Origin of the sequence: Cupriavidus sp. P-10 (assembly GCF_003402535.2) — a bacterium.
Classification (GTDB): Bacteria; Pseudomonadota; Gammaproteobacteria; order Burkholderiales; family Burkholderiaceae; genus Cupriavidus.
Genome location: NZ_AP025170.1, coordinates 2,469,887 through 2,496,358 on the forward strand (window position 1 = coordinate 2,469,887; position 26,472 = coordinate 2,496,358).

General features: G+C 66.0%; 25 protein-coding genes. All 25 read right to left on the bottom strand.

Translation table 11 applies throughout. The annotated features are described in order from the left end of the window. Window positions 1-249: 249 nt before the first annotated feature. The 25 genes from purF to CTP10_RS11535 all read right to left on the bottom strand — a co-directional run bounded on the left by purF (window position 250) and on the right by CTP10_RS11535 (window position 26,464). Window positions 250-1,779 carry an amidophosphoribosyltransferase gene (gene purF / locus CTP10_RS11415; RefSeq protein ID WP_116322275.1) on the bottom strand — a complete coding sequence of 510 codons (1,530 nt, stop codon included), beginning with the start codon at window positions 1,777-1,779 and terminating at the stop codon, window positions 250-252. Between the two features lie 109 nt (window positions 1,780-1,888). Next, window positions 1,889-2,386: a CvpA family protein gene (locus CTP10_RS11420; RefSeq protein WP_116322276.1), complete on the bottom strand. Its 498-nt coding sequence runs from the start codon at window positions 2,384-2,386 to the stop codon at window positions 1,889-1,891. A 42-nt stretch (window positions 2,387-2,428) separates the two neighbouring features. Further along, on the bottom strand, window positions 2,429-3,139 hold the full coding sequence (locus CTP10_RS11425) for an SPOR domain-containing protein (protein ID WP_116322277.1): 711 nt from the start codon (window positions 3,137-3,139) through the stop codon (window positions 2,429-2,431). Window positions 3,140-3,206: 67 nt separating this feature from the next. Continuing rightward, window positions 3,207-4,517: a bifunctional tetrahydrofolate synthase/dihydrofolate synthase gene (gene folC / locus CTP10_RS11430; RefSeq protein ID WP_116322278.1), complete on the bottom strand. Its 1,311-nt coding sequence runs from the start codon at window positions 4,515-4,517 to the stop codon at window positions 3,207-3,209. A gap of 137 nt (window positions 4,518-4,654) precedes the next feature. Next, on the bottom strand, window positions 4,655-5,527 hold the full coding sequence (gene accD, locus CTP10_RS11435; RefSeq protein WP_116322279.1) for an acetyl-CoA carboxylase, carboxyltransferase subunit beta: 873 nt from the start codon (window positions 5,525-5,527) through the stop codon (window positions 4,655-4,657). A 175-nt stretch (window positions 5,528-5,702) separates the two neighbouring features. Next, on the bottom strand, window positions 5,703-6,503 hold the full coding sequence (gene trpA / locus CTP10_RS11440; RefSeq protein ID WP_116322280.1) for a tryptophan synthase subunit alpha: 801 nt from the start codon (window positions 6,501-6,503) through the stop codon (window positions 5,703-5,705). Window position 6,504: 1 nt separating this feature from the next. Continuing rightward, window positions 6,505-7,416: a DNA-methyltransferase gene (locus CTP10_RS11445; RefSeq protein WP_116322281.1), complete on the bottom strand. Its 912-nt coding sequence runs from the start codon at window positions 7,414-7,416 to the stop codon at window positions 6,505-6,507. Further along, a complete protein-coding gene (gene trpB / locus CTP10_RS11450) occupies window positions 7,416-8,609 on the bottom strand; it encodes a tryptophan synthase subunit beta (protein ID WP_116322282.1) in 1,194 nt (397 codons plus the stop codon). The genes CTP10_RS11445 and trpB overlap by 1 nt, the downstream gene beginning before the upstream one ends. A 124-nt stretch (window positions 8,610-8,733) precedes the next feature. After that, window positions 8,734-9,456 (bottom strand): phosphoribosylanthranilate isomerase, encoded by a 723-nt coding sequence (locus CTP10_RS11455; protein WP_116322283.1) that lies wholly within the window; start codon window positions 9,454-9,456, stop codon window positions 8,734-8,736. Then, complete coding sequence (truA, locus tag CTP10_RS11460) at window positions 9,443-10,261, bottom strand: tRNA pseudouridine(38-40) synthase TruA (protein WP_116322284.1); 819 nt, start codon at window positions 10,259-10,261, stop codon at window positions 9,443-9,445. Before truA ends, CTP10_RS11455 begins: the two co-directional genes overlap by 14 nt. A gap of 145 nt (window positions 10,262-10,406) precedes the next feature. After that, window positions 10,407-13,217 carry a FimV/HubP family polar landmark protein gene (locus CTP10_RS11465; RefSeq protein ID WP_116322285.1) on the bottom strand — a complete coding sequence of 937 codons (2,811 nt, stop codon included), beginning with the start codon at window positions 13,215-13,217 and terminating at the stop codon, window positions 10,407-10,409. A gap of 276 nt (window positions 13,218-13,493) precedes the next feature. After that, window positions 13,494-14,630 (bottom strand): aspartate-semialdehyde dehydrogenase, encoded by a 1,137-nt coding sequence (gene asd, locus CTP10_RS11470; RefSeq protein ID WP_116322286.1) that lies wholly within the window; start codon window positions 14,628-14,630, stop codon window positions 13,494-13,496. Between the two features lie 90 nt (window positions 14,631-14,720). After that, complete coding sequence (locus tag CTP10_RS11475) at window positions 14,721-14,852, bottom strand: hypothetical protein (protein WP_012353360.1); 132 nt, start codon at window positions 14,850-14,852, stop codon at window positions 14,721-14,723. A 98-nt stretch (window positions 14,853-14,950) separates the two neighbouring features. Continuing rightward, the gene (gene leuB, locus CTP10_RS11480; protein ID WP_063238336.1) at window positions 14,951-16,018 is read right to left on the bottom strand and encodes a 3-isopropylmalate dehydrogenase; all 1,068 of its coding nucleotides are present in this window, start codon (window positions 16,016-16,018) and stop codon (window positions 14,951-14,953) included. 22 nt (window positions 16,019-16,040) lie between these two features. Continuing rightward, on the bottom strand, window positions 16,041-16,691 hold the full coding sequence (gene leuD, locus CTP10_RS11485) for a 3-isopropylmalate dehydratase small subunit (protein ID WP_116322287.1): 651 nt from the start codon (window positions 16,689-16,691) through the stop codon (window positions 16,041-16,043). Window positions 16,692-16,701: 10 nt separating this feature from the next. Next, window positions 16,702-16,833 carry an entericidin A/B family lipoprotein gene (locus CTP10_RS11490; RefSeq protein WP_116322288.1) on the bottom strand — a complete coding sequence of 44 codons (132 nt, stop codon included), beginning with the start codon at window positions 16,831-16,833 and terminating at the stop codon, window positions 16,702-16,704. Between the two features lie 14 nt (window positions 16,834-16,847). Further along, entirely contained in the window at window positions 16,848-18,257 is a 1,410-nt protein-coding gene (gene leuC / locus CTP10_RS11495) for a 3-isopropylmalate dehydratase large subunit (protein ID WP_116322289.1), read from the bottom strand. 351 nt (window positions 18,258-18,608) lie between these two features. Further along, window positions 18,609-19,310 carry an ABC transporter ATP-binding protein gene (locus CTP10_RS11500; protein WP_116322290.1) on the bottom strand — a complete coding sequence of 234 codons (702 nt, stop codon included), beginning with the start codon at window positions 19,308-19,310 and terminating at the stop codon, window positions 18,609-18,611. Then, window positions 19,310-20,083 carry a high-affinity branched-chain amino acid ABC transporter ATP-binding protein LivG gene (gene livG, locus CTP10_RS11505; protein WP_116322301.1) on the bottom strand — a complete coding sequence of 258 codons (774 nt, stop codon included), beginning with the start codon at window positions 20,081-20,083 and terminating at the stop codon, window positions 19,310-19,312. Before livG ends, CTP10_RS11500 begins: the two co-directional genes overlap by 1 nt. Window positions 20,084-20,091: 8 nt before the next feature. Beyond that, a complete protein-coding gene (locus CTP10_RS11510; RefSeq protein ID WP_442875078.1) occupies window positions 20,092-21,372 on the bottom strand; it encodes a high-affinity branched-chain amino acid ABC transporter permease LivM in 1,281 nt (426 codons plus the stop codon). A gap of 14 nt (window positions 21,373-21,386) precedes the next feature. After that, window positions 21,387-22,313 (bottom strand): high-affinity branched-chain amino acid ABC transporter permease LivH, encoded by a 927-nt coding sequence (livH, locus tag CTP10_RS11515; RefSeq protein ID WP_116322292.1) that lies wholly within the window; start codon window positions 22,311-22,313, stop codon window positions 21,387-21,389. A gap of 85 nt (window positions 22,314-22,398) precedes the next feature. After that, on the bottom strand, window positions 22,399-23,514 hold the full coding sequence (locus CTP10_RS11520; RefSeq protein WP_116322293.1) for a branched-chain amino acid ABC transporter substrate-binding protein: 1,116 nt from the start codon (window positions 23,512-23,514) through the stop codon (window positions 22,399-22,401). Window positions 23,515-24,051: 537 nt separating this feature from the next. Beyond that, entirely contained in the window at window positions 24,052-25,353 is a 1,302-nt protein-coding gene (gltA, locus tag CTP10_RS11525; protein WP_116322294.1) for a citrate synthase, read from the bottom strand. 43 nt (window positions 25,354-25,396) lie between these two features. Beyond that, complete coding sequence (locus CTP10_RS11530) at window positions 25,397-25,684, bottom strand: FAD assembly factor SdhE (RefSeq protein ID WP_116322295.1); 288 nt, start codon at window positions 25,682-25,684, stop codon at window positions 25,397-25,399. A gap of 78 nt (window positions 25,685-25,762) precedes the next feature. Continuing rightward, window positions 25,763-26,464, bottom strand: a complete 702-nt coding sequence (locus tag CTP10_RS11535) for a succinate dehydrogenase iron-sulfur subunit (protein ID WP_011298473.1) — start codon at window positions 26,462-26,464, stop codon at window positions 25,763-25,765. Between the last annotated feature and the right edge of the window lie 8 nt (window positions 26,465-26,472).

The following is a 26,472-nucleotide window of genomic DNA, read 5'->3' on the forward strand; positions in this document are numbered from 1 at the left end:
AGCCCGTGCGATCGAATGGTCGGATCGACGGGCTTGCTGTTCTGCGGATGCCTTTGGCAGGCTGTAGCGGGCTGTAGCGGTTGGCCAGCCAGTTGCGCAAACACTGTGCGCATTGGCAAGGTTGCCGACCGCCATCTCTTTAGCTGTTTCGGGCTGGACCCGCGTCCGCAAGCTGACTATCAAATCGACGCCCGGCCATGTTACGGCCGGGCTTCGCATCCGTCAACGCGCGGGCGCGTGGTGCGCGGCTTACTCGTTGCCGCCGGAGCGCTGCAGGTGCAGTGACGAGCGCTCGGTGTCGCCGCCGGTGCCGTCGCGGTCAGCCTGGCTGCGCGCCGTTTCCAGCCGCTCCAGGTAGGCCTCGTCGATATCGCCGGTGACATAGCGGCCATCGAAGCACGATGCGTCAAAGTCCTTCAGCGCCGGGTTGATGTCGCGCACCGCCTGCTTCATCGCTTCCACGTCCTGGTACACCAGCTTGTCCGCGCCGATGATCTTCGCGATCTCTTCGTGCGTGCGCCCGTGCGCCACCAGTTCGCTGCGGGTCGGCATGTCGATACCGTACACGTTGGGGAACTTCACCGGCGGCGCTGCCGAGGCGAAGATCACCTTGTTGGCGCCGGCGTCGCGCGCCATCTGCACGATCTCGAACGAGGTGGTGCCGCGCACGATCGAGTCGTCGACGATCAGCACGTTCTTGCCCTTGAACTCGACGCCCATGGCGTTGAGCTTCTGGCGCACCGACTTCTTGCGCACCGCCTGGCCGGGCATGATGAAGGTGCGGCCGACGTAGCGGTTCTTGAAGAAGCCTTCGCGGTAGTTCACGCCCAGGCGGTTGGCCACCTGCATCGCGGCCGGGCGGCTGGAGTCGGGGATCGGCATCACCACGTCGATGTCGCCGGCCGACACTTCCTCGCGGATTTTCTCGGCCAGGTAGTCACCCATGCGCAGGCGCGCGTCGTAGACGGGCACGCCGTCGATGCACGAATCCGGGCGGGCCAGGTAGACGTACTCGAAAATGCAGGACGTCAGCACCGGGTTGTCCGCGCACTGCTTGCTGTAGAGCTTGCCGTCCAGGTCGATGAAGATCGCCTCGCCCGCCGCCACGTCGCGCTCGAGCTTGTAGCCGATGCCTTCCAGCGCCACCGACTCCGATGCCACCATCCATTCCTTGCCGGTCGGGGTCTCGATGCTGCCCAGGCACAGCGGGCGGATGCCGAACGGGTCGCGCACCGCAAGCATGCCATAGCCGGCGATCTGCGCGGCGATCGCATACGAGCCGCGTACGCGGCGGTGCAGGCCGCTTACCGCGGTGAAGATGGTGTCCGGGTCCAGCGCCATGCCGCTGCTGGCACGCTGCAGTTCGTCGGCCAGCACGTTCAGCAGCACTTCCGTATCGGAGTGCGTGTTGATGTGGCGACGGTCGCGGCGGAACATTTCTTCGCGCAGCTGCTGCCAGTTGGTCAGGTTGCCGTTGTGCGCCAGGATCACGCCGTAAGGCGCGTTGACGTAGAACGGCTGCGCCTCTTCCTCGCTCGACGCCGAGCCGGCGGTCGGGTAGCGCACCTGGCCGATGCCGGCGTCGCCCGGCAGGCTGCGCATGTTACGGGTGCGGAAGACATCGCGCACAAGGCCGTTAGCCTTGTGCATGTGAAAAGTACTGCCGTTGGCGGTGGCGATGCCGGCAGCATCCTGTCCGCGATGTTGCAACAACAGCAGGCTGTCGTAAATCAGTTGGTTGACAGGCGTGGCTGAAACCACACCGACGATACCGCACATGCCAAGCTCCCAGGAAAGGCTTTGAATCAGGGGGCGCAGCCTGGTCCGGCTATCCTTCCGGACCGCAAGGCCTGCGTACTACTGACCGGGCACCATGCCCGGCTTGATGTCATGTCTTGACGTACTTCGCCAGCTCCGGCGGCAGCCAGGGCTTCATCGATTCCATGGCTTGCATCACATAGGGGCGGCTCACCGCATCGCGCCAGAACGGTTCTTCCGGCAATTTCGTCAGGCTGGCGAGCGTCACCATCACCATCACCAGCAGCACGCCGCGCAGCAATCCGAACACCAGCCCGAGCCCGCGGTCCGCCGGCTTGAGGCCGGTGCTCTCCAGCAACTGCCCGACCACCATGCCGGCCAGCGACGCCCCGAGCACGGTGCCGATCAGCAGCACCACGAAACCCAGCGCGTGGCGGGCCAGTTCACCGCCGGGCAGCGACTCGGGCATCCAGCCCGCGGCCACTGCGCCGTAGCGGAACGCGACCCAGAACGCCACCACCCAGCCGATCAGCGACAGCACCTCGCGCACCAGGCCGCGCAGCACGCCCAGCACGCCCGAGGCCAGCAGGATAAAGACCACGGCATAGTCGAAGAAAGTCGGCTGCATCGTCGCTCGCTGCCGCGCCCATGCGCCAGGCAGCGCTGGTCCTTACTGTTCGATCACCTTCGAGGTCAGGCCCGCCGCGCGCACGCGCTTGTCGGCGGCATCGGCGGCGTCGCGGTCGCTGAAGGGACCGGCGCGCAGCAGGATGCGCTCGCCGTCGGCCAGCGCTTTCTTTTCCACATAGGCCGGAACCTTGCTCGCCTTGAGCTTGGCCAGCCAGGTCTTCGCCTTCTCTTCCGACGAGAAGGCGCCGATCAGGATCAGGTACTTGCCGCTGCCCTGGGGCTTGGCCTCAGGCTTGGCGTCGGGCTTGGCCTCGGCGCGCTGAATGGGCTTGTCGGCAGGCTTGTCCGCCGTATTGACGATTTCCTCGCCGGCATCGAGCGCCGCGGCGTCGCTGCGGGCCGCCGGCGCCGGCGGCAGCGGGTCGGCCTTGCGCGGCTCGACGCGGGGCTTGCTGCTGCCCTGCCCGCCGCTCACCTTGACCGCGACATCGTCGGCCACCGGGCGCGGCTTGGTCTCGAACACGATCGGCAGCACGATCACCGCGGCCACCACCAGCACCACGGCGCCGATCAGCCGGCGGCGCGCGCGCTGCTTCTGCGGGAATTCAGGGTCCAGCGTGTCGTCGGCATATTCGTCGGCGAGACGGCGCGACGAGGCGATGCCTGCACCCGGGTCGTTGCGCTGACGGCGCGCACGCTCTGGTGCCGGGTCGTTGCCCTTGCGGGAAGAAAACAGCGAAAGCAGGCCCATAGATTGGTTCGGTGCGACGGCCCCCTCAGGCAGGGGCCAGTCTTTGCGTTTGCCGCTCAGTGCCAGGTCAGTTGGCTTGCGTGGCCCGGTAGGCCATCACGCCGGCGACGGTATAGAACGATCCGAAGACGAGAATTCTATCATTCTCGGTCGCTCTCTCCATGGCGTCGCGGAACGCCGCCTCTGGACTGGAAAAGCAGGCGGCCGTGGCGTCGGGGCCGGCGCGGAAACCGCCCCCCTCCAGCTTCGCCAGCACGTCGGCGGCGCTGGCGGCGCGCTCGGTCGGCAGGTCGCACAGGCACCAGTGGTCGACCTTGTCGGCCACGTGCTGCAGCACGCCGGCGATATCCTTGTCCTGCATCGCGCCGAACACCGCATAGGTGTAGCGGAAGAAGCCCATGTTCTCCAGGTTCTGCCCCAGCGTGGCGGCAGCATGCGGGTTATGCGCCACGTCAAGGATCACCGCGGGCCGTCCCGGCAGCACCTGGAAGCGTCCCGGCAGCTCAACGAAGGCCAGCCCGTTGCGCACTTCCTGCGCGCTCACCGGCAGTTGCTGGCGCATGGCCTGCAGCGCGGCCAGCGCAGCGGCGGCGTTCAGAAGCTGGTTGGCGCCGCGCAGCGCGGGGTAGCCCAGCCCGTTGAGCTTGCGGCCGCCGCCGCTCCAGTCCCATTGCTGGCGTTCCTGGCCCTTGGCCGCGTGGAAGTGGAAATCGCGGCCCACCATCCACAGCTCGGCGCCGATGGCCTCCGCATGCGCCACCAGCGACTTGGGCGGCACCGGGTCGCCGCAGACCGCCGGCACGCCCGGGCGGAAGATGCCGGCCTTTTCAAAGCCGATTTCCTCGCGTGTGTTGCCCAGGTACTGGGTATGGTCGATATCGACGCTGGTGACGACGGCGCAGTCGGTATCGATCACATTGGTCGCATCCAGGCGGCCGCCCAGCCCGACTTCGAGGATGATCGCGTCCAGGCCGGAAGCGGCGAAGAAATGGATGATCGCCAGCGTGGTGAACTCGAAGTACGTCAGGCTGACCGGATCGGCAAAGCTGTTGCGCGCGCGCTCGACCGCCTCGAAGTGCGGCAGTAGCTGCGCGTCGGTCGCCATCTCGCCATTCAGGCGCGCACGCTCGTTGAACGAGATCAGGTGCGGCGAGGTATGGCAGCCCACCTTGTAGCCGGCTTCCAGCAGGATGCGCTCGAGCATGGCGCAGGTCGAGCCCTTGCCGTTGGTTCCGCCCACGGTGAAGACCGTGGCGTCGATGCGCAGCCCGAGGGCTTCCTTTACGCGCGTGATGCGCGTCAGGCCCATGTCGATGCCCACGGGATGGGCGGTTTCGAGATGGGTAAGCCATTCGGGGAGCGTGTGGAAGACAGGCATTTCAGGTGTACGAGGAAAGCGTTTGCTACCAGATTCGGGCAGGCGGGCGCAAAGTCAAGGGCCGGCGCTGCGGGCGTCCAGAAAAGGCGAAAGGCGCGTCAACCACCCGCGCCTTCGGTATTGCGATTGCTGCGGCGTTATGCCACCGCGTCGGCCGGCTGCTTCTGCAGCAGCGCCAGCAGCTGCGCCAGTTCGGCGCGCATCTTGCGGCGGTCGATGATCATGTCGATGGCGCCCTTCTGCAGCAGGAACTCCGAGCGCTGGAAGCCTTCCGGCAGCTTCTCGCGCACGGTCTGCTCGATCACGCGCGGGCCGGCAAAGCCGATCAGCGCCTTGGGCTCGGCGATCACCACGTCGCCCAGGAAGGCGAACGAGGCCGACACGCCACCCATGGTCGGGTCGGTCAGCACGCTGATGAACGGCAGCTTGCTCGCGCTCAGCTGATTCAGCATGGCCGTGGTCTTGGCCATCTGCAGCAGCGACAGCAGGCTTTCCTGCATGCGCGCGCCGCCCGTGGCGGTAAAGCAGATGAACGGCACCTTCTGCTCGAGCGCGGCCTGCGCGCCGCGCACGAAGCGCTCGCCCACGACCGAACCCATCGAGCCGCCCATGAATTCGAACTCGAAGCAGCTCGCCACCACCGGGATGGTGTGGATGGCACCGCCCATCACCACCATGGCGTCGGTTTCGCCAGTTTCTTCCATGGCCGCCTTGATGCGGTCCGGGTACTTCTTCGAATCCTTGAACTTGAGCGCGTCGACCGGCACGATCTCCTGGCCGATCTCATAGCGCCCTTCGGCGTCCAGCAGCCCGTCCAGCCGCGCACGCGCGTTGATGCGCATGTGGTGGTCGCACTTGGGGCAGACGTGCAGGTTGGCCTCGACGTCGGTCCGGTACAGGGTGGACTCGCACGACGGGCACTTGACCCACAACCCCTCCGGGATGCCCTTGCGGGTACGGGGGTCGGTCTGTTGAATCTTGGGGGGCAGGAGTTTATCCAACCAGCTCATGAAAGCTCCTTTCGGATAGCTGCGCGCCGCCGGCAAACCCTGTGTCAGGGCGCACTTCGGCAGGTGGCAGGGAATCAACCCGCAAATTTACCACGCCGGGCCCGTGACCTCGAAGCGCGGCGCGCAAATTGAGCACGCCGCATCACTTACCGAGGCCTGCCGAGCCCGGATTAGATCACTTGCTGTCCAGCGCCTGGCGGATCTCGGCGATAAACGCCTGCAGCGCCGCCACCGCCTGCTCGCGCGGCGTGTCTTCCAGCAGTTGCACCAGCCTGCTGCCGATCACCACGGCGTCGGACACGCTGCCGATCGCGCGCGCGGTCTGCGCGTCGCGGATGCCGAAGCCCACGCCCACCGGCAGGTTGGCGTGCTGCTTGATCAGCGGCAGGCGCGAAGCCACGCTGTCCAGGTCGATCGATGCAGAACCGGTCACGCCCTTGAGCGAGACATAGTAAAGATAGCCGCTGGCGACCTTGGCCACTGCCTCGATGCGTGCATCGGTGGAGGTCGGTGCCAGCAGGAATATCGGATCCATGCCGTTGTCGCGCATCAGCCCGGCGAAGGATTCGCACTCCTCGGGCGGATAGTCGACCACCAGCACGCCATCCACGCCGGCCGCGCTCGCAGCCTTGGCGAAGGCCTCTTCGCCCATGCGCTCGATCGGGTTGGCGTAGCCCATCAGCACCACCGGGGTCTCGGCATTGGTCTGGCGAAACTCGCGCACCCACTGCAGCACCTGCGTCAGCGACACGCCCTGCGCCAGCGCGCGCTCGGAGGCGCGCTGGATCACCGGGCCGTCGGCCATCGGGTCGGAGAACGGCACGCCCAGCTCGATCACATCGGCGCCGCCCGCCACCAGCGCGTGCATCAGCGCCACGGTCAGGCCGGGCTCGGGATCGCCGGCGGTGACAAACGGAATCAGGCCCTTCTTCTGCTGCGCGGTCAGCGCCGCGAACGTCTTCTGGATACGGGACATATCAGGGAATCAGGTGAGGCCGCGGCGCCGGCGAGGCGTCGTCGTTGGCGGCGGCCGGGGTTGCGGTGACGTCAGGCTCGATCGCGGGCATGGCTTGCGCGGCCGCGGCCACGCGCCCGCACGCCACCTGCACGTACTCCGGGTTGATCTCGTAGCCCACAAAGCGCCGGCCGTGGCGCAGGCAGGCCACCGCGGTGGTGCCGCTGCCCGCGAACGGATCCAGCACCAGGCCGCCCGGCGGGCAGCTCGACAGCACCATGCGCTCGACGATTTCCAGCGGCTTCTGCGTCGGGTGGTTGGCGCGTTCGGGATCCTGCCGGTGGATGCGCGAGATGCTCCACAGGTCCTTGGGGTTGTAGCCCACCTCCAGCCACTTCTTGCCCTCGAAGCGCGGGCGGCTGCGCGCCTTCTTGGTCTCGGGGTCATACGGAATCCGGACCGGGTCGAGATCGAAGTAGTAGTCGCGCGCCTTGGCAAAGAAGCCGATGTTGTCGTGCACCGACGAGAACTTGCGCGTGGTGCCGCCCATGCTGGGCACGCGGCGGTCCCAGATGATCTCGTTGATCATCGTCAGGCGCCGCTTGAGCATCACGAACAGCTCCGGCGAATACTGCCAGGTGCAGAACAGGTAGAGCGTGCCCCTGGGCGCGAGCTTGGGCACGACCGCGTCCATCCAGCGCTCGGACCAGTCCAGGTAGGCCTGGCCCGACAGCAGGTCGGAATCGTTGCCATAGTCCTTGCCCAGCCCGTACGGCGGATCGGCGACGATCAGGTCGACCGAGCCGTCCGGCAGGCGGGCAATGCCCTCGAACATGTCTTCCTGGAACAGGTGCAGCGGCGGCGCGTCGGGCGCGCCAGGCAAGGCGTCGGGCCCGCCGACGGCAAGGCCCTGGGGGTGGGACAGCGCGCGCATCAGAGCTTGAGCCCCGCGCGCTCGGCGACCGTGTGCATGTCCTTGTCGCCGCGGCCGGACAGGTTCACCAGCAGCAGCTTGTCCTTGGGCAGCGTCGGCGCCAGCTTGCAGGCGTAGGCGATCGCGTGGCTCGATTCCAGCGCCGGGATGATGCCCTCGATGCGGCAACAGTCATGGAAGGCCTTGAGCGCTTCGTCATCGGTGATCGGCACGTACTGCGCGCGGCCACTGTCCTTGAGCCAGGCATGCTCGGGGCCAACGCCAGGGTAGTCCAGGCCGGCCGAGACCGAATGCGTCTCGATGATCTGGCCGTTGTCGTCCTGCAGCAGGTAGGTGCGGTTGCCGTGCAGCACGCCGGGCGTGCCGCCGGTCAGCGACGCGGCATGGCGGCCGGTGTCGAGGCCGTCGCCGGCGGCTTCCACGCCGATCAGCTGCACATCCTGGTGCTCGATATACGGATAGAAGATGCCCATGGCATTGGAGCCGCCGCCGACGCAGGCAATCACCGCATCCGGCTGGCGGCCGGTCATCTCCGGCATCTGCACCTTGGCTTCCTCGCCGATCACGCACTGGAAGTCGCGCACCATCATCGGGTACGGATGCGGGCCGGCCACTGTGCCGATGATGTAGAAGGTGTTCTCGACGTTGGTGACCCAGTCGCGCATGGCTTCATTGAGCGCGTCCTTGAGCGTGCGCGAGCCGCTTTCCACCGGCACCACGGTCGCGCCCAGCAGCTTCATGCGGTAGACGTTGGCGGCCTGGCGCTTGACGTCTTCGGCGCCCATGTAGACCACGCACTCCATGCCGAAGCGTGCAGCGATAGTGGCCGTCGCCACGCCATGCTGCCCTGCCCCGGTCTCGGCGATCACGCGCGGCTTGCCCATGCGCCTGGCCAGCAGCGCCTGCCCGATGACGTTGTTGATCTTGTGCGCGCCGGTGTGGTTCAGGTCTTCGCGCTTGAAAAAGATCTGCGCGCCGCCGAGCGTCTCGCTCCAGCGTTGCGCGTGGTAGATCGGCGACGGGCGGCCGACAAAGTGCTTCAGTTCGCGGCGGAATTCGGCATCGAACTCCGGGTCCTTCTGAGAGTGCGCATAGGCTTCGCGCAACTCGTCCAGCGCGTGGACCAGTGTCTCGGAAACGAAGGTGCCGCCATAGGGGCCGAAATGGCCACGGGAATCGGGCAGGTCGTACATGTCTAGGCTCTTCGGAACAGCGGCCTTGCCTTGACCGGCAAGGGCGCGTAGTTGGCTGGGGTGCGCGATGGCCGCCTTGAAGCGGCGGACACGGGGTGGGCAAGGGATCGGGCTTCGATCCGGCTCATCCGGCCTCGGCGCTGCGGACAGCGCGCACGAATTCGGCAATGCGGGCGTGGTCCTTCACGCCCTTGGCGGCCTCTACCCCGCTGCTGACGTCCACAGCGTAGGGCCGCACGCGTTCAATCGCGCCAGCGACGTTTTGCGCGTTCAACCCACCACTCAAAACGATGCGAGGAGCGCCGCTTGCGTTCAGGTTGCCGGTTGCCGTAACCGGAGGATTGGGCGGAAGCCATGCCGGAGGAATCAGGGTCCAGTCGAAGACGTGGCCGCCACCGCCGTAGCCTTCGACGAAGGCATCGAGCAGCAAGGCAGCGGCATCACGGTATTGGTCGGCAAATTCTACCAAATCGAGCCCCGGACGGACACGGGCGGCGCGCAGGAACGGCAGCCGGCAGCGCTGGGCGGCCTGGGTGCAGAACTGCGGGGTTTCGTCGCCGTGCAGCTGCAGCAGCGTCAACGGCACACGCTCGGCCACATGGGCGATGTCCTCCAGCTCGGCGTTGACGAACAGCCCCGTCACCGCGACGAACGGCCCCGCGGCCTCGGCCAGCGCCGCCGCCCGCGCCACTTCGACGTAGCGCGGGCTCTTCGGGTAGAAAACCAGCCCGATCGCGTCCGCGCCGGCATCGACGGCGGCGCGCACGTCGTCCTCGCGGGTCAGGCCGCAGATCTTGATGCGGGTACGCTGTGGCAGGTGCATCGCACTGCCCTCAGGCTGCGTCATTGAACACTCCATGAAACAGGCTCGCGGACGGATCGGCCGCGGGGATCGGGTAAGCATCAGGATACTTGACCCCGACCAGGTAAAGGCCATCCGGCATGAACGTAGGCGCTGCCAGCTTGCGGTCGCGCCCGGCCAGCACCTGCGCCAGCCACTGCGGCGGGTAGCGGCGGCGGCCCACCGCCACCAGGCAGCCCATCAGGTTGCGCACCATGTGGTGCAGGAAGGCGCTGGCGCGGAAGCGCAGGAACACCCAGTTGCCGTCGTCACGGATGGTGACGTCGTACATGGTCTTGACCGGCGACTTGGCCTGGCATTCGGCGGCGCGGAAAGCGGAAAAGTCATGCTCGCCGACCAGGCACGCGGCGGCTTCGCGCATTGCCTCGACGTCGAGCCGCTGGCCCGGCGGCAGCATCTGGTAGCCGGCGCGGCCATGCACCATCGGCACCCGATGCGGGCCGGTGTAGAGCGCGTAGTAATACATGCGCTCGTACGCCAGGAAGCGGGCGTGGAAGCCCTCGTCGACGGGCCGCGCCCACTGCAGCGCGATCGACGGCGGCAGGAACGCATTGACGCCGCGGACCCAGGAAAAAGGCTCGCGTTCCAGCTCGGTATCCAGGTGGATGACCTGTCCCAGCGCGTGCACGCCGGTATCGGTGCGCCCCGCCACGGTGGTCAGCAGGCGCACGCCGGCGAAGCGCTCGATGGCGTCTTCGAGGTGATCCTGCACGGTATTGCGGTGCGGCTGCGACTGCCAGCCGGAAAAGGCGGCGCCGTCGTAGTGCAGGCCAAGAGCGATGCGGTTCATGTCAGGGGAAAAAGCATGGGTCCGGCAACGTCGGGCAAGCTTGCGTGCCGCGCGCGCCGGAAAAGCAAATGCGCCGGAAGGGACGCTTCCGGCGCATCGCTTCATGCCGCGGCAGCGGGTGCCGCGGCGGACCGTCAATGATAGCTCAGGCCACTTCCAGCAGCAGCGAACGGGCCTCGGCCTGCAGCGGATCCTGCGACTGATCTACCACCTCCTGCAGCAGCTCGCGCGCCCCTTCCTTGTCGCCGATCTCGATATAGGCACGGGCCAGGTCGAGCTTGATCTGCATGTCGCGCCCGCCGTCGACACCATCGGTCGACAGCGTGCTGGGCGAAACGCCGCGAGCGGTGTCGGGATTGGTCTCGTCGGGAACGCGGGACAGGTCGAACGGCTCGGCCAGCTTGCCGTCGCGCAGCATGGTCGTTGCAGGCAACGGCGCGAACGCCTCGTCCGCCGCGGCCGGCGAGCCGCTGGTAGCCGACGGCCCACCGCCCAGGTCGAGCGACAGGCCGGACATGTCGAACTCCAGCGGGCGCGAGCGGGTGGGCGTATCCAGGCGCGGCACCTCGTGCTCGTCCTCATCATCTGCCAGCGGGTCGGTGGCACGGGCCGGGAAGTCCAGGTGCAGTCCGCGGTCCAGGCGCACGGCCGGTTCGGTCGGGTCCGAATCGGTGCCGAACACCATGGCCGCCGATGCCGGCGCCACGATCGGGTCGCCCGCCGCGGGCGCCGGGAAGGCGTCCAGCGGCAGTGCCAGGTCGCCCAGCGAGGGCTCCAGGCGCGGGATCGATGCCGGATCCTGCGACGGGTCCTGCGTGCGCCACTGGTCCGTTGCCGGCGAGGCCGTATCCGGGCCCGCGGCCTCCGGCGTCACCACCATATACATCGCGTTGCCCGGCTCGAGCGCGCGCCCCATTTCTGCTGCCTTCAGCCATTCCGCACCGTGTCCGCCGGTCTGGGCGAACATTTCTTCTGCTATCACGCGGAAACCTTCCACATCCTGTCTGTTGCTGTAAATCTCCAGGAGCTTGAGCCGCACCGGCTGCTGCTCCGGGTTTTTCTCCAGGGCTTCGCGCAGGATCTCCTCGGCCTGCACATCGCGCCCGTAGGCGATATAGACCTCGGCCTCGGCGATCGGGTCGACCTCATTGGCTTCCGGCGTGTTGTTGCCGATGCGGAAATCGGCGCCGAACACGCTGTGCTGCGAGGTGTCGACACTCTGCCCGCCGGCGGCACCGAACAGCGAATTGGTGCCGGCCATCACCGTGCTTTCCTGCGACAGGATGCTGTCGCCAAAGCCGGTCGCCTCGCTTTCCTTCTGCTGCTGGCGGCGCCGATAGATCGCGAAGACGCCGAGCAGCGCCACCACCAGGCCACCGCCGGGCAGCAGCAGCGGGTTGGCGAGCAGGCCGTCAAGGAACGACGGTTCCTGCACCGGTGCGGGCGGTGCCACCACGGGTGGCGTCGGCTTGACTGCCGGGGCCGATGCCGGCGCAGCAGCAGCCACTTGCGGCGCCGAGGCTCCGGCGGCAGCCACTGCCGACGCTGCGCCAGCGGCGGCGGGCACGGCGGCGGCAGCGGTAGCCGCCGCTGCCGCTGGTTCCGCCGCATCCGCCTTCGGCGCCTGCGCGGCCACCACGTTCGGTGCGGCCGCTTCCGGCTTGGCCACTGCGGCCGCCTTTTCCTTCTCCTTGTCGGCAGGCGCCGCCTGGTTGGACTGGCTCAGCTTGGCGATCTCGGCATTCTTCAGCTCGAGCAGCTTCTGCATGTCGCCGATATTCTTTTCCAGCTGCGCCAGGCGCGTCTCGGCTTCCTTGATCTGGCGCTCGCGAGCGACGTTGGCTTCGGCCTTGGCGGCAGCATCCGCCTGGGCACCCCGCTCGGCCTTGCTCAGCTTCAGTTCGTCGCGCGGGCCATCGGTCGGGGCCGCCTGTTCCTGCACGCGCGCCGTCACGTTGCCGGACTGCTGGCGGCCGCTGTCGGGCTCGACCGACTTGGCCGCGGCGGCACTCGCCAGGCGGCTGCGATAGGCGTCGAAGCCCTGCGTGCGCGCGACCACTTCGCGGCGTGCCTCCTTCCGCGTGACGGACTGCGCCTGTTGCTGGGTCGGCACCTGCAGCACCGCGCCGCTGCGCAGCCGGTTCATGTTGCCGCCGATAAAGGCATTGGGATTGTTGCGATAGAGCGCGACCAGCATCTGGTCCAGCGACACCGATTCGGCGCCCTGTACGGCTTCGCCGGCAATCCCAGACAGCGTATCGCCGCGCTTGACGGTATAGCCGCCGCCCGGCGCCGTGTCGGCGCTCGGTGCGGTTGCCGGTGCCGGCGCGCGCCTGGCTTGCCGTGCCGGGCGCACGGGCGCTGCCGGACGGGCGGATTCGGCGGCGGACGCGGCCTCCTGTGCCGCCGCTTGCGGCGCTGCGTCAGCCGCGGGCTGCGGCGCGGTGGCGGGTGAAGCGTCGGGCGTTGCCGCCTGTACCACCGTCGACGGCGAGTAGGTCTCGTTGGAGGGCTTGGCTCCGGCGGGATCAAGCAGGAATGTGTAGGCGCGCGAAACCTTGCCGCTGGCCCAACTCATGTCGACCAGGATATCGACAAACGGCTCGCTGATCGGCTGGGTCGAACGGACCTTGGCGACATAGCTGCCGTTGCGTCGGCGCTCGACCTCCAGGCGCAGCGTACTGACCGCGGGCTGGTAAGTCAGCCCCGCCGCGGCATACGCCCCCGGCGACGCCAGCCTGACGTTCAGCCCGGCGGCCTCTTCGGGCGTGACCCCGCTGATGTCGATTTCAGCCTGTAGCGGCTGCCCCAGATTCGACTGAACCCGCAATTGCCCGAACCCCGCGGCATATGCGGCCGGCTGCGCAAGCAGCAGGCCCAGTGCCGTGACGGCCAGCGTTGACCAGCGCTGACGGGCAGTAGGCGCATCTTTCCGGCGATGTTGGCTCACACTCACCTTTATGCTCCGTTATGTTTTAGTAGCGATATACATCGACAAACCGACCCCATAAACAGGTCCGGCAGGCTGGCGAGGCATTCTGGTTGCACCTCTTGTCCAGCCGGCGCGCAGGCGCCGACCCCTGCGAGCCGGGGCGCATGCCGGCGTATTGTGACGCATCGCCCGGGAAAATAGGCGCCCGGATACAACAACGCCGCGCGTGGGCGCGGCGTTGTCGGCAAAGCGGTCTTTTCTGTTGCCTGGCTGCAACGGACGCAACCAGGCAACTTCCCATCAGGATTCGATCAGGATACGCAGCATGCGGCGCAGCGGCTCGGCCGCGCCCCACAGCAGCTGGTCGCCCACCGTGAAGGCCGACAGGTACTCGCCGCCCATCTGCATCTTGCGCAGGCGGCCGACCGGGATCGTCAGCGTGCCGGTCACGGCAGCCGGGGTCAGGTCGGTCATGCTGGCTTCACGCGTGTTCGGCACCACCTTGGCCCACGGGTTGTGAGCGGCCAGCATGCCTTCGACCTCGTCCAGCGGCACGTCCTTGCGCAGCTTGATGGTCAGCGCCTGCGAGTGGCAGCGCATCGCGCCGATGCGCACGCACAGGCCGTCGACGGCGATCGGCGTGGCGCCGGTCGCGCCCAGGAAGCCTTCGCCACGGCCCAGGATCTTGTTGGTCTCGGCGCCGCCCTTCCACTCTTCCTTGGACTGGCCGTTGCCCAGGTCCTTGTCGATCCAGGGGATCAGGTTGCCGGCCAGCGGCACGCCGAACTGCTTGGTTTCCTCGGCGGACAGGCCGTGCTGGGTCGCCAGGATCTGACGGTCGATTTCCAGGATGGCCGAGGCCGGGTTATCCAGCAGCGGCTTGACCGACGCGTTCAGCGTGCCGAACTGCGTCAGCAGCTCGCGCATGTGCTGGGCGCCGCCGCCCGAAGCGGCCTGGTAGGTCATCGAGGTCATCCATTCGACCATGTCGGCCTGGAACAGGCCACCCAGGCCGATCAGCATGCAGCTGACCGTGCAGTTGCCGCCGATGAAATTCTTGACGCCCTTGGACAGCGCGTCCTTGATCACACCCTGGTTGACCGGATCCAGCACGATGATGGCATCGTCCTTCATGCGCAGCGACGAAGCCGCGTCGATCCAGTAGCCCTTCCATCCCGCCGCGCGCAGCTTGGGGAAGACTTCGTTGGTGTAGTCGCCGCCCTGGGCGGTCAGCACCACGTCGCACTTCTTCAGTGCCTCGATGTCGTTGGCATCCTTGAGCGTGGTTTCGTTCTTGGCCATGGCGGGCGCCTTGCCGCCGGCGTTGGACGTGCTGAAGAAGACGGGCTCGATGTGGTCGAAATCACGCTCTTCCTGCATGCGTTGCATCAGGACGCTGCCGACCATACCCCGCCAACCGACGAGACCTACAATCATGATTTACCTCGGATGTGATTTTTACTTCCCCGCCATTTTCCTCGCCCGGCGTGGCTGCGCGGGGAAGACGGGCAGGCACGACGAACGGATCTAGGCGATCGCGGTTTTAATAATGGTTTTAATCGTCGTTGCGGTCTGGCCGAGCGAAATCGTGCCGACCGGGCCGCGGGTAGCGGTCAGGGCGACAACAGCAGTCAGGGTGGACTGGGAAAATCGGGCCATTCGCAGAGTCTACACGATTTTGCGGCGCCGCCGCAGCGTGCAAATTGGGGACAAATAAAACGAGGGCACCGCGCTGGCGGTGCCCTTTTGCGTGTGACTTACAGTGCCGCCAGCACGGCTTCACCCATCTCGCGGGTGCCGACCTGCTTGCAGCCCGGCGTCAGGATGTCGCCGGTGCGGTAGCCCTGGGCCAGCACCTTCTTGACGGCGTTCTCGATGCGGTCGGCCTGCTCGGCGCGGTTCAGCGAGTAGCGCAGCATCATCGCCGCCGACAGGATGGTGGCCAGAGGATTGGCCACGCCCTTGCCGGCGATGTCAGGTGCCGAACCGTGCGACGGCTCGTACAGGCCCTTGTTGTTCGCATCCAGCGACGCCGACGGCAGCATGCCGATCGAGCCGGTCAGCATCGCGGCCTCGTCCGACAGGATGTCGCCGAACATATTGCCGGTGACGATCACGTCGAAGCTCTTTGGCGCCTTGACCAGCTGCATGGCCGCGTTGTCGACATACATGTGCGACAGCTCGACTTCCGGATATTCCTTGCTGACGTCGATCACGATGTCCTTCCAGAACTGGAAGGTTTCGAGCACATTGGCCTTGTCGACGCTGCACAGCTTCTTGCCGCGCTTGGCCGCGGCCTGGAATGCCACATGCGCAATGCGGCGGATTTCCGGCTCGCTGTAGCGCATGGTGTCGAAGGCTTCGCGCGCCCCCTTGAACAGGCCGTCCGGCGCTTCGCGCAGGCCGCGCGGCTGGCCGAAGTAGATGTCGCCGTTCAGTTCGCGCACGATCAGGATGTCCAGGCCGGCCACCAGCTCGGGCTTCAGGCTCGAGGCGCCGGTCAGCTCCGGATAGCAGATCGCCGGACGGAAGTTGGCAAACAGTTGCAGGTGCTTGCGCAGGCCCAGGATGGCCTGCTCGGGGCGCAGCGCGCGCTCCAGGCTGTCGTATTTCCAGTCGCCGACGGCGCCGAACAGGATGGCGTCGGCTTCCTTGGCCAGCTTCAGCGTGTTCTCCGGCAGCGGATGGCCTTCGGCCTCGTAGCCGGCGCCGCCCACCGGGGCGGTTTCCAGTTCGAACTTCTCGTCGAGCGCGTTCAGGACCTTGACGGCCTCTGCAACGATTTCGGGACCAATGCCGTCACCCGGCAGGACTGCGATCTTCATTGTTGTCTTCCCTCGTAGAGTCTTATCCGACCAGGCGGTTGTTCAGCCACGGCATCTTCGCCACGCGCTCGGCCTCGTAGGCCTTGATCTTGTCGGCATGGCGCAGGGTCAGGCCGATATCGTCGAAACCGTTCAGCATGCAGTACTTGCGGAACGGGGCAATGTCGAATTCGTAGCCCTGCCCCGACGGCGTGAGCACCACCTGCTTGTCCAGGTCGATGGTCAGCTGGTAGCCGTTGAACGCGTTGGTCTCGTTGAACAGGTGGTCGACCTGCTGCTCGCTCAGCACCACCGGCAACAGGCCGTTCTTGTAGCAGTTGTTGAAGAAGATATCGGCAAAGCTGGGCGCGATCACGGCGCGGAAGCCGTATTGCGTCAGCGCCCACGGCGCGTGCTCGCGCGAGCTGCCGCAACCGAAATTGCGGCGCGCCAGCAGGATCGACGCGCCCTGGTAGCGCTGCTGGTTCAGCACGAAGTCCGGGTTCAGCGGACGCTTGCTGTTGTCCATGCCGGGCTCGCCGACATCCTTGTAGCGCCACTCGTCGAACAGGTTGGGGCCGAAGCCGGTGCGCTTGATCGACTTCAGGAACTGCTTCGGGATGATGGCGTCGGTGTCGACGTTTTCGCGGTCGAGCGGGGCCACGAGGCCGCTGTGTACGGTGAACTTGTCCATGTCTCTTTCCTTACTTCTTGGCCGCGCGCTCGAGCGAGCTGCCTGCGGCCTGCGTGTCCTTGCCCAGGCCGGCCATGGTATTGCAGCCAGCCAGCTGCAGCATGCCCAGGCATGCCAGCCATGCGATCAGGGTTCTTTTCATCTGCCGCGCCCCGCTTAGCCCAGCTTGCGGATGTCGACGAAATGGCCTTCGATGGCGGCAGCGGCTGCCATCGCCGGGCTCACCAGGTGGGTACGGCCACCGGCGCCCTGACGGCCTTCGAAGTTGCGGTTAGAGGTCGACGCGCAGCGCTCGCCCGGATCGAGGCGGTCGGCATTCATGGCCAGGCACATCGAGCAGCCCGGCTCGCGCCACTCAAAGCCGGCGGCCTTGAAGATCTTGTCCAGACCTTCGCGCTCGGCTTGCTCCTTGACCAGGCCGGAACCCGGAACCACCAGCGCCAGCTTTACGTTCGATGCAACCTTGCGGCCCAGCTTCTGCACCACCCACGCGGCGGCACGCATGTCTTCGATGCGGCTGTTGGTGCACGAGCCGATAAAGACCTTGTCGATATTGATGCTTTCGACCGGCACGTTGGGCTGAAGGCCCATGTATTCCAGCGCGCGCTCCATGGCGTTGCGCTTGTTCTGGTCCTTTTCCTTCTCGGGATCCGGCACGCGGTCTTCAATGCTGATCACCATTTCCGGCGATGTGCCCCAGGTCACCTGCGGGCGGACGTCTTCGGCGCGCAGTTCGACCACCTGGTCGAACTTGGCACCGGCATCCGAATGCAGCGTGCGCCAGTAACTAACCGCCTGCTCCCACTCCACGCCCTGCGGCGCGTACGGGCGGCCCTTCACGTATTCCAGCGTGACATCGTCCACCGCCACGAGGCCGGCGCGCGCGCCCGCCTCGATGGCCATGTTGCAGACCGTCATGCGGCCTTCCATGGTCAGGTCGCGGATGGCCGAGCCGGCGAACTCGATGGTGAAGCCGGTGCCGCCGGCGGTGCCGATCTTGCCGATCACGGCCAGCACGATGTCCTTGGCGGTGCAGCCGCGCGGCAGCTTGCCTTCCACCTTGACCAGCATGTTCTTCGCCTTCTTGCCCAGCAGCGTCTGCGTGGCCAGCACGTGCTCGACTTCAGACGTGCCGATGCCGTGCGCCAGCGCGCCGAAGGCGCCATGCGTGCTGGTATGCGAGTCGCCGCACACCACCGTCATGCCCGGCAGCGTCGCGCCCTGCTCCGGCCCGATCACGTGCACGATGCCCTGGCGGTGATCGGTCATCTTGAACTGGGTGATGCCGAAGCTGTCGCAGTTTGCATCCAGCGTATCGACCTGCAGCTTCGACACCGGATCGGCGATGCCCTGGCTGCGGTCGGTGGTCGGCACGTTGTGGTCCGACACGGCCAGGTTCGCGCTGATGCGCCATACCGGACGCTCCGCCAGCTTCAGGCCCTCGAACGCCTGCGGGCTGGTGACTTCATGCAGCAGGTGGCGGTCGATGTAGAGCAGCGTGGTGCCGTCTTCCTCGACGTGGACGGTGTGGTCATCCCAGAGTTTGTCGTAGAGCGTCTTGGCCATGATGCGATGGCGGGCCGAATGACCGATCCTTGGCAGGAGAGGTCCGCGGTGACCGCGCAGTAGTTTGCAGGGGTTTTTGTTCGCTTCGGTCGCGGTGGCGAACACGGGCGTCGTATTGCAATCAGTCTCGATGATCGCGCCGGAAGCCGCCTGAAGCGAGCGTTATTTCAAGCGTTGCCGCAATGCTTGACTTGGCAATCGATTATGCCACAGGGGGTATGGGGATCAGCGCCCTGCCCGGCCGGGACGGCGCCTGGAATGTAATGTGATTGGCGAAAGGGGGCTTTCGCGGATGGCGAAAACGAATCGCCAGAGGGCCGCCACCCCGTTGCAGGGTGGCGGCCGCGGACATCAGCCGCCCAGGTAGGCGGCCTTGATCCGGTCGTTGGCCAGCAGGTTGGCGCCGGTATCGGCCAGCACCACCTTGCCGGTTTCCAGCACATAGCCGCGATCCGCGACCTGAAGCGCCTTGTTGGCGTTCTGCTCGACCAGGAACACAGTGACGCCTTCGTCACGAATGGTCCGGATGATGTCGAAGATCTGCGCGATGATCAAGGGTGCGAGGCCGAGGGTGGGCTCGTCCAGCAACAGCAGGCGCGGCCGGCTCATCAGCGCGCGACCGATCGCCAGCATCTGCTGCTCGCCGCCCGACATGGTGCCGGCGCGCTGGCTCGCGCGCTGGTTCAGGCGCGGGAACAGCTTGAAGACGTGCTCGATGCCTGCCTCGATCTCGTCGCGCCTGGCAAAGAAGCCGCCCATCTTCAGGTTCTCCAGCACCGTCAGGCTCGGGAACACGCGCCGGCCTTCGGGCGAGATCGCCATGCCCAGCCGCATGATCTCGTGCGTCGAGCGGTTGGTGATGTCCTCGCCTTCGAACAGCACGCGCCCGCTGGAGGCGCGCGGCGTGCCGCACACGGTCATCATCAGCGTCGTCTTGCCGGCGCCGTTGCTGCCGATCAGGGTGACGATCTCCCCCTTGTTCACTTCGATCGATACGCCCGACAGCGCCTCGACGGCGCCGTAGTGGGTATGGACCTGTTCCAGCTTCAGCATCAGTCCTCTCCCAGGTAGGCCTTGATCACGCGCGGGTCGTTGCGCACTTCCTCCGGCTTTCCGATCACGATCGGCTTGCCGTGCTCCATCACCAGGATGCGGTCGGACACGCCCATCACCAGGCTCATGTCGTGCTCGATCAGCAGCACGGCAATGCCGAACTCTCGCCGCAGCTGGTCGATCAGCTGCTGCAGCTCGACCTTCTCCTGCGGGTTCAGGCCGGCGGCGGGTTCGTCCAGCATCAGCAGGCGCGGCTTGGTGATCATGCAGCGCGCGATCTCCAGCCGGCGCTGGTGGCCGTACGACAGCGTGCCGGCCTCGCGGTTGGCAACCTTGGTCAGGCCCATCCGCTCCAGCCAGACCGCCGCGCGCTCCAGCGCTTCACGCTCGGCACGGCGATAGGCCGGGGTGGCAAACAGGCCGCGCAGGATGCCGGACTGCACCTGCAGGTGTTGCGCCACCAGCAGGTTCTCCACCACCGTCAGCGACTTGAACAGGCGGATGTTCTGGAAGGTCCGCACCAGGCCCTGGCGCGCCACCTTGTGGCTGGGCAGGCCGGCGATGTCGTGGCCATCCAGCGTGACATCGCCCGCGGTCGGCTTGTAGAAGCCACCGACACAGTTGAACACCGTGGTCTTGCCGGCGCCGTTGGGGCCGATGATGGCGAAGACCTCATCCTTGCGGACATCGAAATCGATGCCGTCCACGGCCAGCAGGCCGCCGAAGCGCATCTGCAGGCCCGAGACCTTCAGCAATTCTGCGTTTGTACTCATCGGCGCATTCATCGAGGAAGCTCCACGTGGGGACGGTTCGCGGGCAGCAGGCCCTGCGGTCGCCACATCATCATCAGCACCATCACCAGGCCGAAAATCAGCATGCGATATTCGGCAAAGCCGCGCGCCACCTCGGGCAACACGGTCAGCAGGATCGCCGCCAGGATCACGCCCAGCTGCGAGCCCATGCCGCCCAGCACCACCACGGCAAGGATCAGCGCCGACTCGATGAAGGTGAACGATTCCGGGTTGACCAGCCCCTGGCGCGCCGCGAAGAACGCGCCGCCGATGCCGGCGAACGAAGCGCCCAGCGTGAACGCCGACAGCTTGATGCGGGTCGGGTTCAGGCCCAGCGAGCGGCACGCGATCTCGTCGTCGCGCAGCGCTTCCCAGGCACGGCCCATCGGCATGCGGATCAGGCGGCTGGTGACGAACAGCGTGAAGCCCACCAGCAGCAGCGCCAGCAGGTACAGGAAGATCACCATGTGCTGGCCGCTGTAGTCCAGGCCGATCAGGTCATGGAAAGTCTTGGCGCCCTCCACGCTTGCGCTGCGCGCCATCTCGATGCCGAACACGGACGGCTTCGGGATGCCCGAGACACCGTCCGGGCCGCCGGTCAGGCTGGTCAGGTTATTGGCCAGCAGGCGGATGATCTCGCCGAAGCCCAGCGTCACGATGGCAAGGTAGTCGCCGCGCAGCCGCAGCACCGGGAAGCCGAGGATGAAGCCGAAGGTCGCCGACATCGCCGCGGCGATCGGCAGGCATTCCCAGAAGCCCAGACCGAAGTACTGGTTCAGCAGCGCGTAGGTATAGCCGCCGATGGCGTAGAAGCCGACGTAGCCCAGGTCGAGCAGGCCGGCATAGCCCACCACGATGTTCAGGCCCAGCCCCAGGATCACGTAGATCAGCGCCAGCGTGGCCACGTCGACCGCGCCGCGCGAGCCGAAGAACGGCCATACCAGCCCGACCGCCAGCAGCACCCATACCGCCACGCGCTGCTGGCGCGCGCCGAGCTGCGGCACCGACGGCAGGCGCACGGCGCTGCCGGCACGCGACAGCATCGGCTTGAACAGCTGGAACAGGAACACAGCGGCCACGGCAATCCATACCGGACGCCAGTGCGGCTCGAGCACCACCTTGTAGCCTTCCAGCTTGAGCTGCAGGCCCAGGATGGGAATGGTCAGGATCGCCGTCATCACGGCGGCCGTGATCGCGCTCTTCAGCGACTGGCCCGGCGTGGCGCCGCGCGCGGCTTGCCCGACGGGCATCGCAGAAACTTGATTAGTCATTGTCTCGCCCTCCCTCACACCTTCTCGACATCAGGCTTGCCCAGCAGCCCGGTCGGACGGAACAGCAGCACCAGCACCAGCAGGCTGAATGCGACCACGTCCTTGTATTCGGCCGGCATGTAGCCCGAGGCGAAGGTTTCCGCCAGGCCCAGCAGCACGCCGCCGAGCATCGCGCCCGGGATGCTGCCGATGCCGCCCAGCACCGCCGCGGTAAAGGCCTTGATGCCGGCGATAAAGCCGATAAAGGGATTGAGCTTGCCGATGCTCAGCCCGATCAGCACGCCGCCCACGGCGGCCAGCATCGCGCCCAGCACGAAGGTGAACGAGATCACCTTGTTGGTGTCGATGCCGAGCAGGTTGGCCATGCGCATGTCTTCAGCACAGGCGCGGCAGGCGCGGCCCATGCGCGAACGGCCGATAAACAGCGTCAGCGCGATCATCATCACCAGCGTCACGCCGACGATCAGCAGACGCGAATACGGCACGGTCACGGCGAAGTCGCCGCCCATCTGGAACTCGATGGCGCCTGAAATCAGCACCGGCACGGACACGTCGCGCGCGCCCTGCCCGATCTGGACATAGTTCTGCAGGAAGATCGACATGCCGATGGCGGAAATCAGCGGCACCAGCCGCGGACCGCCGCGCAAGGGCCGGTATGCCACCCGCTCGACCGCAAAGCCGTAGACGCCGGTGACCAGCACCGAGACCAGCAAGGCGGCGCCCAGCACCAGCGGCAGGGGGTAGCCTGCCTGGGCGCCGATCGCGGTGAGCGTGACCAGGCCGACATAGGCACCGATCATGTAAATCTCGCCGTGCGCGAAATTGATCATGCCGATGATGCCGTAGACCATTGTGTAGCCGATGGCGATCAGCGCATAGATCGCACCCAGCGTCAGGCCGTTGACCAGCTGCTGGGTGAACTGTGGAAGGAATTCATTCATTGGGGAAGCCTCAGGAACTTGAAGCCCGATACCAGAACGCCCCGCCCGGAGTCCGGGCGGGGCGTGTGCGGGAGGGAGCGCCTGCTTAGTTTGCGGCGGTCTTGCTGGCGTCCTTGTGCCAGGTGTAGACCACGAACTTGAAGGACTTCAGGTCGCCCTTGTCGTCGTACTCGACCTTGCCGATCGGCGTCTGGAAGGCGTTCTTGTGCATGTACGCCGCGACCTTGGCCGGGTCGGTGCTCTTGGCGCCGGCGATGGCGTCGCCGATGATCTTGACGGCGGCATAGGCCGGCATCTGGAACGGACCGTTGGCGTCACGCTTCTTGTCGGCAAATGCCTTCACCAGGCCGGCGTTGGCGGGGTCGGCCGAGAAGTCGGCCGGCAGCGTCACCAGCATGCCTTCCGACGACGGGCCGGCGATCGCGGTCACGTCCTTGTTGCCCACGCCCTCGGGACCCATGAAGGTGGCCTTCACGCCCTGCTCGCGCGCCTGGCGCAGCAGCAGGCCCATTTCCGGGTGGTAGCCGCCGAAGTAGACAAAGTCCACGCCCTGCGACTTCAGCTTGGTGATGACGGCGGAGTAGTCCGAATCGCCGGCGTTGATGCCCTCGAACACGGCCACCGGGATCTTGGCGGCTTCCAGGTCCTTCTTCACCGAGCTGGCGATGCCCTGGCCGTACGACTGCTTGTCGTGCAGAATCGCGACCTTCTTCGGCTTGACCTTGCTGATGATGTACTGGGCAGCGGCCGGGCCCTGCTGGTCGTCGCGGCCGATGGTGCGGAAAATGAACTTGCGCTTCTTGGTCTCGGTCAGCTGCGGCGCGGTGGCCGACGGCGTGACCATCACGATGCCTTCGTTCTCGTAGATGTCCGAGGCCGGGATGGTCGAGCCCGAGCACACGTGGCCGATCACGTACTTGATGTTCTGGCTGACGATCTTGTTGGCCACCGCGACGGCCTGCTTCGGCTCGCAGGCGTCGTCCATCATCACCACTTCGAACTTGTTGCCGCCGGCGCCGCCGGCTGCGTTGATCTGTTCGATGGCGGTCAGCGCACCGGCCTTGACCATGTCGCCGTACTGCGCCACCGAGCCGCTCATCGGGCCGGCAATGGCGATCTTCACGGTTTCGGCGTTGGCGGCGGCGCCAAAGGTGGCCAGCATGGCGGCCAGCGAAATGGTGGTAAGACGGGACAGCGTCATCAGGAGCTCCTCGATTTATGTTTGGGTCATCCAGGCAGAAACGGAATGACCTGCGCAATCGAACAACACCCGCGGACTACTGAGATCGGACTGGCGGAAAGGCGGCCCGAGACGCGGAAGACGGGCCTGCAGAACAGCTGAAGAGATGCGGGGCCCGGCGTGTGTCAGTCCCGCTGGGTATGGGGACCAAGGTTCGGAAAGACAACGTTTGATGCGTTCTCTATTGCGCAAGCGATTCGCCTGCCCCGCTTGCCGCACCGCACGCCGGAGGGATGGCCCGGCTGCCGTCGGCAAAGCAGCCCGCATTATAGGGTCAAATTCCCTGCGCCACGCGACAATCGCACAATAAATGCGGAACTCTATTGGGGAAACGCGACACAATTTTCCACTAATTGCGCCCCGGACCATTCAAGGTGCAATTTCCTGCCCTTGTCGGCGTTGCACCGCACAAGAGCGTCCATTGCCACAAAAACAAACGCCCCGGCGGGCCGGGGCGTCTGCATTTGCTGCTGCGCAGCGCGGGATGTCAGCCAGCGATCAACGCTTGGCGATATCCGGCACGTCGCGGCTGGCTGCGCCGACGAACAGCTGGCGCGGACGGCCGATCTTGTATTCCGGATCGGTGATCATCTCTTCCCACTGCGAGATCCAGCCCGGGGTGCGGGCCAGCGCGAAGATGCAGGTGAACAGCGAGGTCGGGATGCCCAGCGCGCGCTGGACGATGCCCGAGTAGAAGTCGACGTTCGGGTACAGCTTGCGGCTGACGAAGTACTCGTCTTCCAGCGCGATCTTTTCCAGCTCCATGGCCAGCTTGAACAGCGGGTCGTTGTGCAGGCCCAGTTCGTTCAGCACTTCATGGCAGGTTTCGCGCATCAGCTTGGCGCGCGGATCGTAGTTCTTGTACACGCGGTGGCCAAAGCCCATCAGGCGCACGCCCGAGTTCTTGTCCTTGACCTGCTTGATGAACTCGCCGATGTTGTCGACGCTGCCGATCTCTTCCAGCATCTTCAGTGCGGCTTCGTTGGCGCCACCGTGGGCCGGGCCCCACAGGCAGGCCACGCCGGCGGCGATGGCTGCGAACGGGTTGGTGCCCGACGAGCCGGCCAGGCGCACGGTCGAGGTCGAGGCATTCTGCTCGTGGTCGGCGTGCAGGATGAAGATGCGGTCCAGCGCACGCTCCAGCACCGGATTGACGGTGTACGGGGCGCACGGCGTACCGAACAGCATGCGCAGGAAGTTGCCCGAGTAGGACAGGTCATTCTGCGGATAGATGTACGGCTGGCCGATGTTGTACTTGTACGCCATGGCGACCATGGTCGGCATCTTGGCGATCAGGCGGATGGCCGAGATCTCGCGCTGGTGCGGATCATCGATGTCCATCGCGTCGTGGTAGAACGCGCTCATGGCACCCACCAGGCCCGTCAGCACGGCCATCGGATGGGCATCGCGGCGGAAACCGCGCATGAAGAACTGCAGCTGCTCATGAACCATGGTGTGGTTCATGACGTGGCCGGTGAATTCTTCCTTCTGCTTGGCGTTGGGCAGCTCGCCCTTGAGCAGCAGGTAGCTGGTCTCGAGGTGGTCGCACTTCTGCGCCAGTTGCTCGATCGGGTAGCCGCGGTACAGCAGCTCGCCCTTGTCGCCATCGATATAGGTGATCTTGGAATTGCACGAAGCCGTCGACATGAAACCGGGGTCGTAGGTGAACTTACCGGTTTGTCCGTACAGCTTGCGAATGTCGATCACGTCCGGGCCAACGGTGCCCGTATAAATCGGCAGCTCAACGCTGGGGGAACCATCGGAGAACGATAGCGTGGCTTTCACATCGGACGGCGTCATGTCGGATCCTTCAAATGCTGTGAATAATAATGTTGACCAAAACTCAGACCGAACGCAGCAGGTTCACTACGCGCTGCATCGGGGGCGTGTCGAGCTCACCGTCCAGTTCCTTGCGGGCAAGGAGCAGGTCCATCAACTCGTTGTCGCTGAGCTCGAACAGCTGGCTCAGCGCAGCCACGTCCTCATCGGACAGGCTCTCCTCGTAACGGTTGAAAAAACGTTCGACGATGATGTCGTTCTCCAGCAGGCCGCGGCGGGCGCGCCAGCGCAACCGTGCGCGCTTGTGCGGATCGGCCTGATGGGAGAAGGTGGTGGCAGGACTCTCAGTCATGGCTTCCTACTTTCGGCGCGCCCGCCAGATATAGCCGCTCTGGCTGACGCGCCGCTTACTACAGTGACAGCCGCAGGATCAGACAGCGCGGCGGACCATCAGCTCCTTGATCTTGCCGATGGCCTTGGTCGGGTTCAGACCCTTGGGGCACACGTCGACGCAGTTCATGATGCTGTGGCAGCGGAACAGGCGGTACGGGTCGTTCAGGTTGTCCAGGCGCTCGCTGGTGGCCTGGTCACGGCTGTCCGCGATGAAGCGGTAAGCCTGCAGCAGGCCGGCGGGGCCGACGAACTTGTCCGGGTTCCACCAGAACGAGGGGCACGACGTCGAGCAGCTGGCGCAGAGAATGCACTCGTACAGGCCATCCAGCTCGTCGCGCTCTTCCGGCGACTGCAGGCGCTCTTTCTCGGGCGGCGGCTCGTCGTTGATCAGGAACGGCTTGATCGAGTTGTACTGCTTGAAGAAGTTCGTCATGTCGACGATCAGGTCGCGCACCACCGGCAGCCCGGGCAGCGGACGCAGCACGATGCGGTCCGGCAGCTCGCGCATGTTGGTCAGGCAGGCCAGGCCGTTCTTGCCGTTGATGTTCATCGCGTCCGAGCCGCACACGCCTTCGCGGCACGAGCGGCGGAACGAGATGGTCTCGTCCAGCTTCTTGAGCTTGACCAGCGCGTCCAGCAGCATGCGCTCGTGACCGTCCAGCTCGACCTCGTAGGTCTGCATGCGCGGTGCCGCATCCTTGTCCGGATCGTAGCGGTAGACTTCGAAAATACGCTTCATTTCTGTGG

Bases quoted from the DNA above. Each gene is read 5' to 3' on its own strand.
- purF (WP_116322275.1), bottom strand. From the start codon at position 1,779: ATGTGCGGTATCGTCGGTGTGGTTTCAGCCACGCCTGTCAACCAACTG.
- CTP10_RS11420 (WP_116322276.1), bottom strand. From the start codon at position 2,386: ATGCAGCCGACTTTCTTCGACTATGCCGTGGTCTTTATCCTGCTGGCC.
- CTP10_RS11425 (WP_116322277.1), bottom strand. From the start codon at position 3,139: ATGGGCCTGCTTTCGCTGTTTTCTTCCCGCAAGGGCAACGACCCGGCA.
- folC (WP_116322278.1), bottom strand. From the start codon at position 4,517: ATGCCTGTCTTCCACACGCTCCCCGAATGGCTTACCCATCTCGAAACC.
- accD (WP_116322279.1), bottom strand. From the start codon at position 5,527: ATGAGCTGGTTGGATAAACTCCTGCCCCCCAAGATTCAACAGACCGAC.
- trpA (WP_116322280.1), bottom strand. From the start codon at position 6,503: ATGTCCCGTATCCAGAAGACGTTCGCGGCGCTGACCGCGCAGCAGAAG.
- CTP10_RS11445 (WP_116322281.1), bottom strand. From the start codon at position 7,416: ATGCGCGCGCTGTCCCACCCCCAGGGCCTTGCCGTCGGCGGGCCCGAC.
- trpB (WP_116322282.1), bottom strand. From the start codon at position 8,609: ATGTACGACCTGCCCGATTCCCGTGGCCATTTCGGCCCCTATGGCGGC.
- CTP10_RS11455 (WP_116322283.1), bottom strand. From the start codon at position 9,456: ATGACGCAGCCTGAGGGCAGTGCGATGCACCTGCCACAGCGTACCCGC.
- truA (WP_116322284.1), bottom strand. From the start codon at position 10,261: ATGAACCGCATCGCTCTTGGCCTGCACTACGACGGCGCCGCCTTTTCC.
- asd (WP_116322286.1), bottom strand. From the start codon at position 14,630: ATGATTGTAGGTCTCGTCGGTTGGCGGGGTATGGTCGGCAGCGTCCTG.
- CTP10_RS11475 (WP_012353360.1), bottom strand. From the start codon at position 14,852: ATGGCCCGATTTTCCCAGTCCACCCTGACTGCTGTTGTCGCCCTGACC.
- leuB (WP_063238336.1), bottom strand. From the start codon at position 16,018: ATGAAGATCGCAGTCCTGCCGGGTGACGGCATTGGTCCCGAAATCGTT.
- leuD (WP_116322287.1), bottom strand. From the start codon at position 16,691: ATGGACAAGTTCACCGTACACAGCGGCCTCGTGGCCCCGCTCGACCGC.
- CTP10_RS11490 (WP_116322288.1), bottom strand. From the start codon at position 16,833: ATGAAAAGAACCCTGATCGCATGGCTGGCATGCCTGGGCATGCTGCAG.
- leuC (WP_116322289.1), bottom strand. From the start codon at position 18,257: ATGGCCAAGACGCTCTACGACAAACTCTGGGATGACCACACCGTCCAC.
- CTP10_RS11500 (WP_116322290.1), bottom strand. From the start codon at position 19,310: ATGCTGAAGCTGGAACAGGTCCATACCCACTACGGCGCCGTCGAGGCG.
- livG (WP_116322301.1), bottom strand. From the start codon at position 20,083: ATGAGTACAAACGCAGAATTGCTGAAGGTCTCGGGCCTGCAGATGCGC.
- CTP10_RS11510 (WP_442875078.1), bottom strand. From the start codon at position 21,372: ATGACTAATCAAGTTTCTGCGATGCCCGTCGGGCAAGCCGCGCGCGGC.
- livH (WP_116322292.1), bottom strand. From the start codon at position 22,313: ATGAATGAATTCCTTCCACAGTTCACCCAGCAGCTGGTCAACGGCCTG.
- CTP10_RS11520 (WP_116322293.1), bottom strand. From the start codon at position 23,514: ATGACGCTGTCCCGTCTTACCACCATTTCGCTGGCCGCCATGCTGGCC.
- gltA (WP_116322294.1), bottom strand. From the start codon at position 25,353: ATGACGCCGTCCGATGTGAAAGCCACGCTATCGTTCTCCGATGGTTCC.
- CTP10_RS11530 (WP_116322295.1), bottom strand. From the start codon at position 25,684: ATGACTGAGAGTCCTGCCACCACCTTCTCCCATCAGGCCGATCCGCAC.
- CTP10_RS11535 (WP_011298473.1), bottom strand. From the start codon at position 26,464: ATGAAGCGTATTTTCGAAGTCTACCGCTACGATCCGGACAAGGATGCG.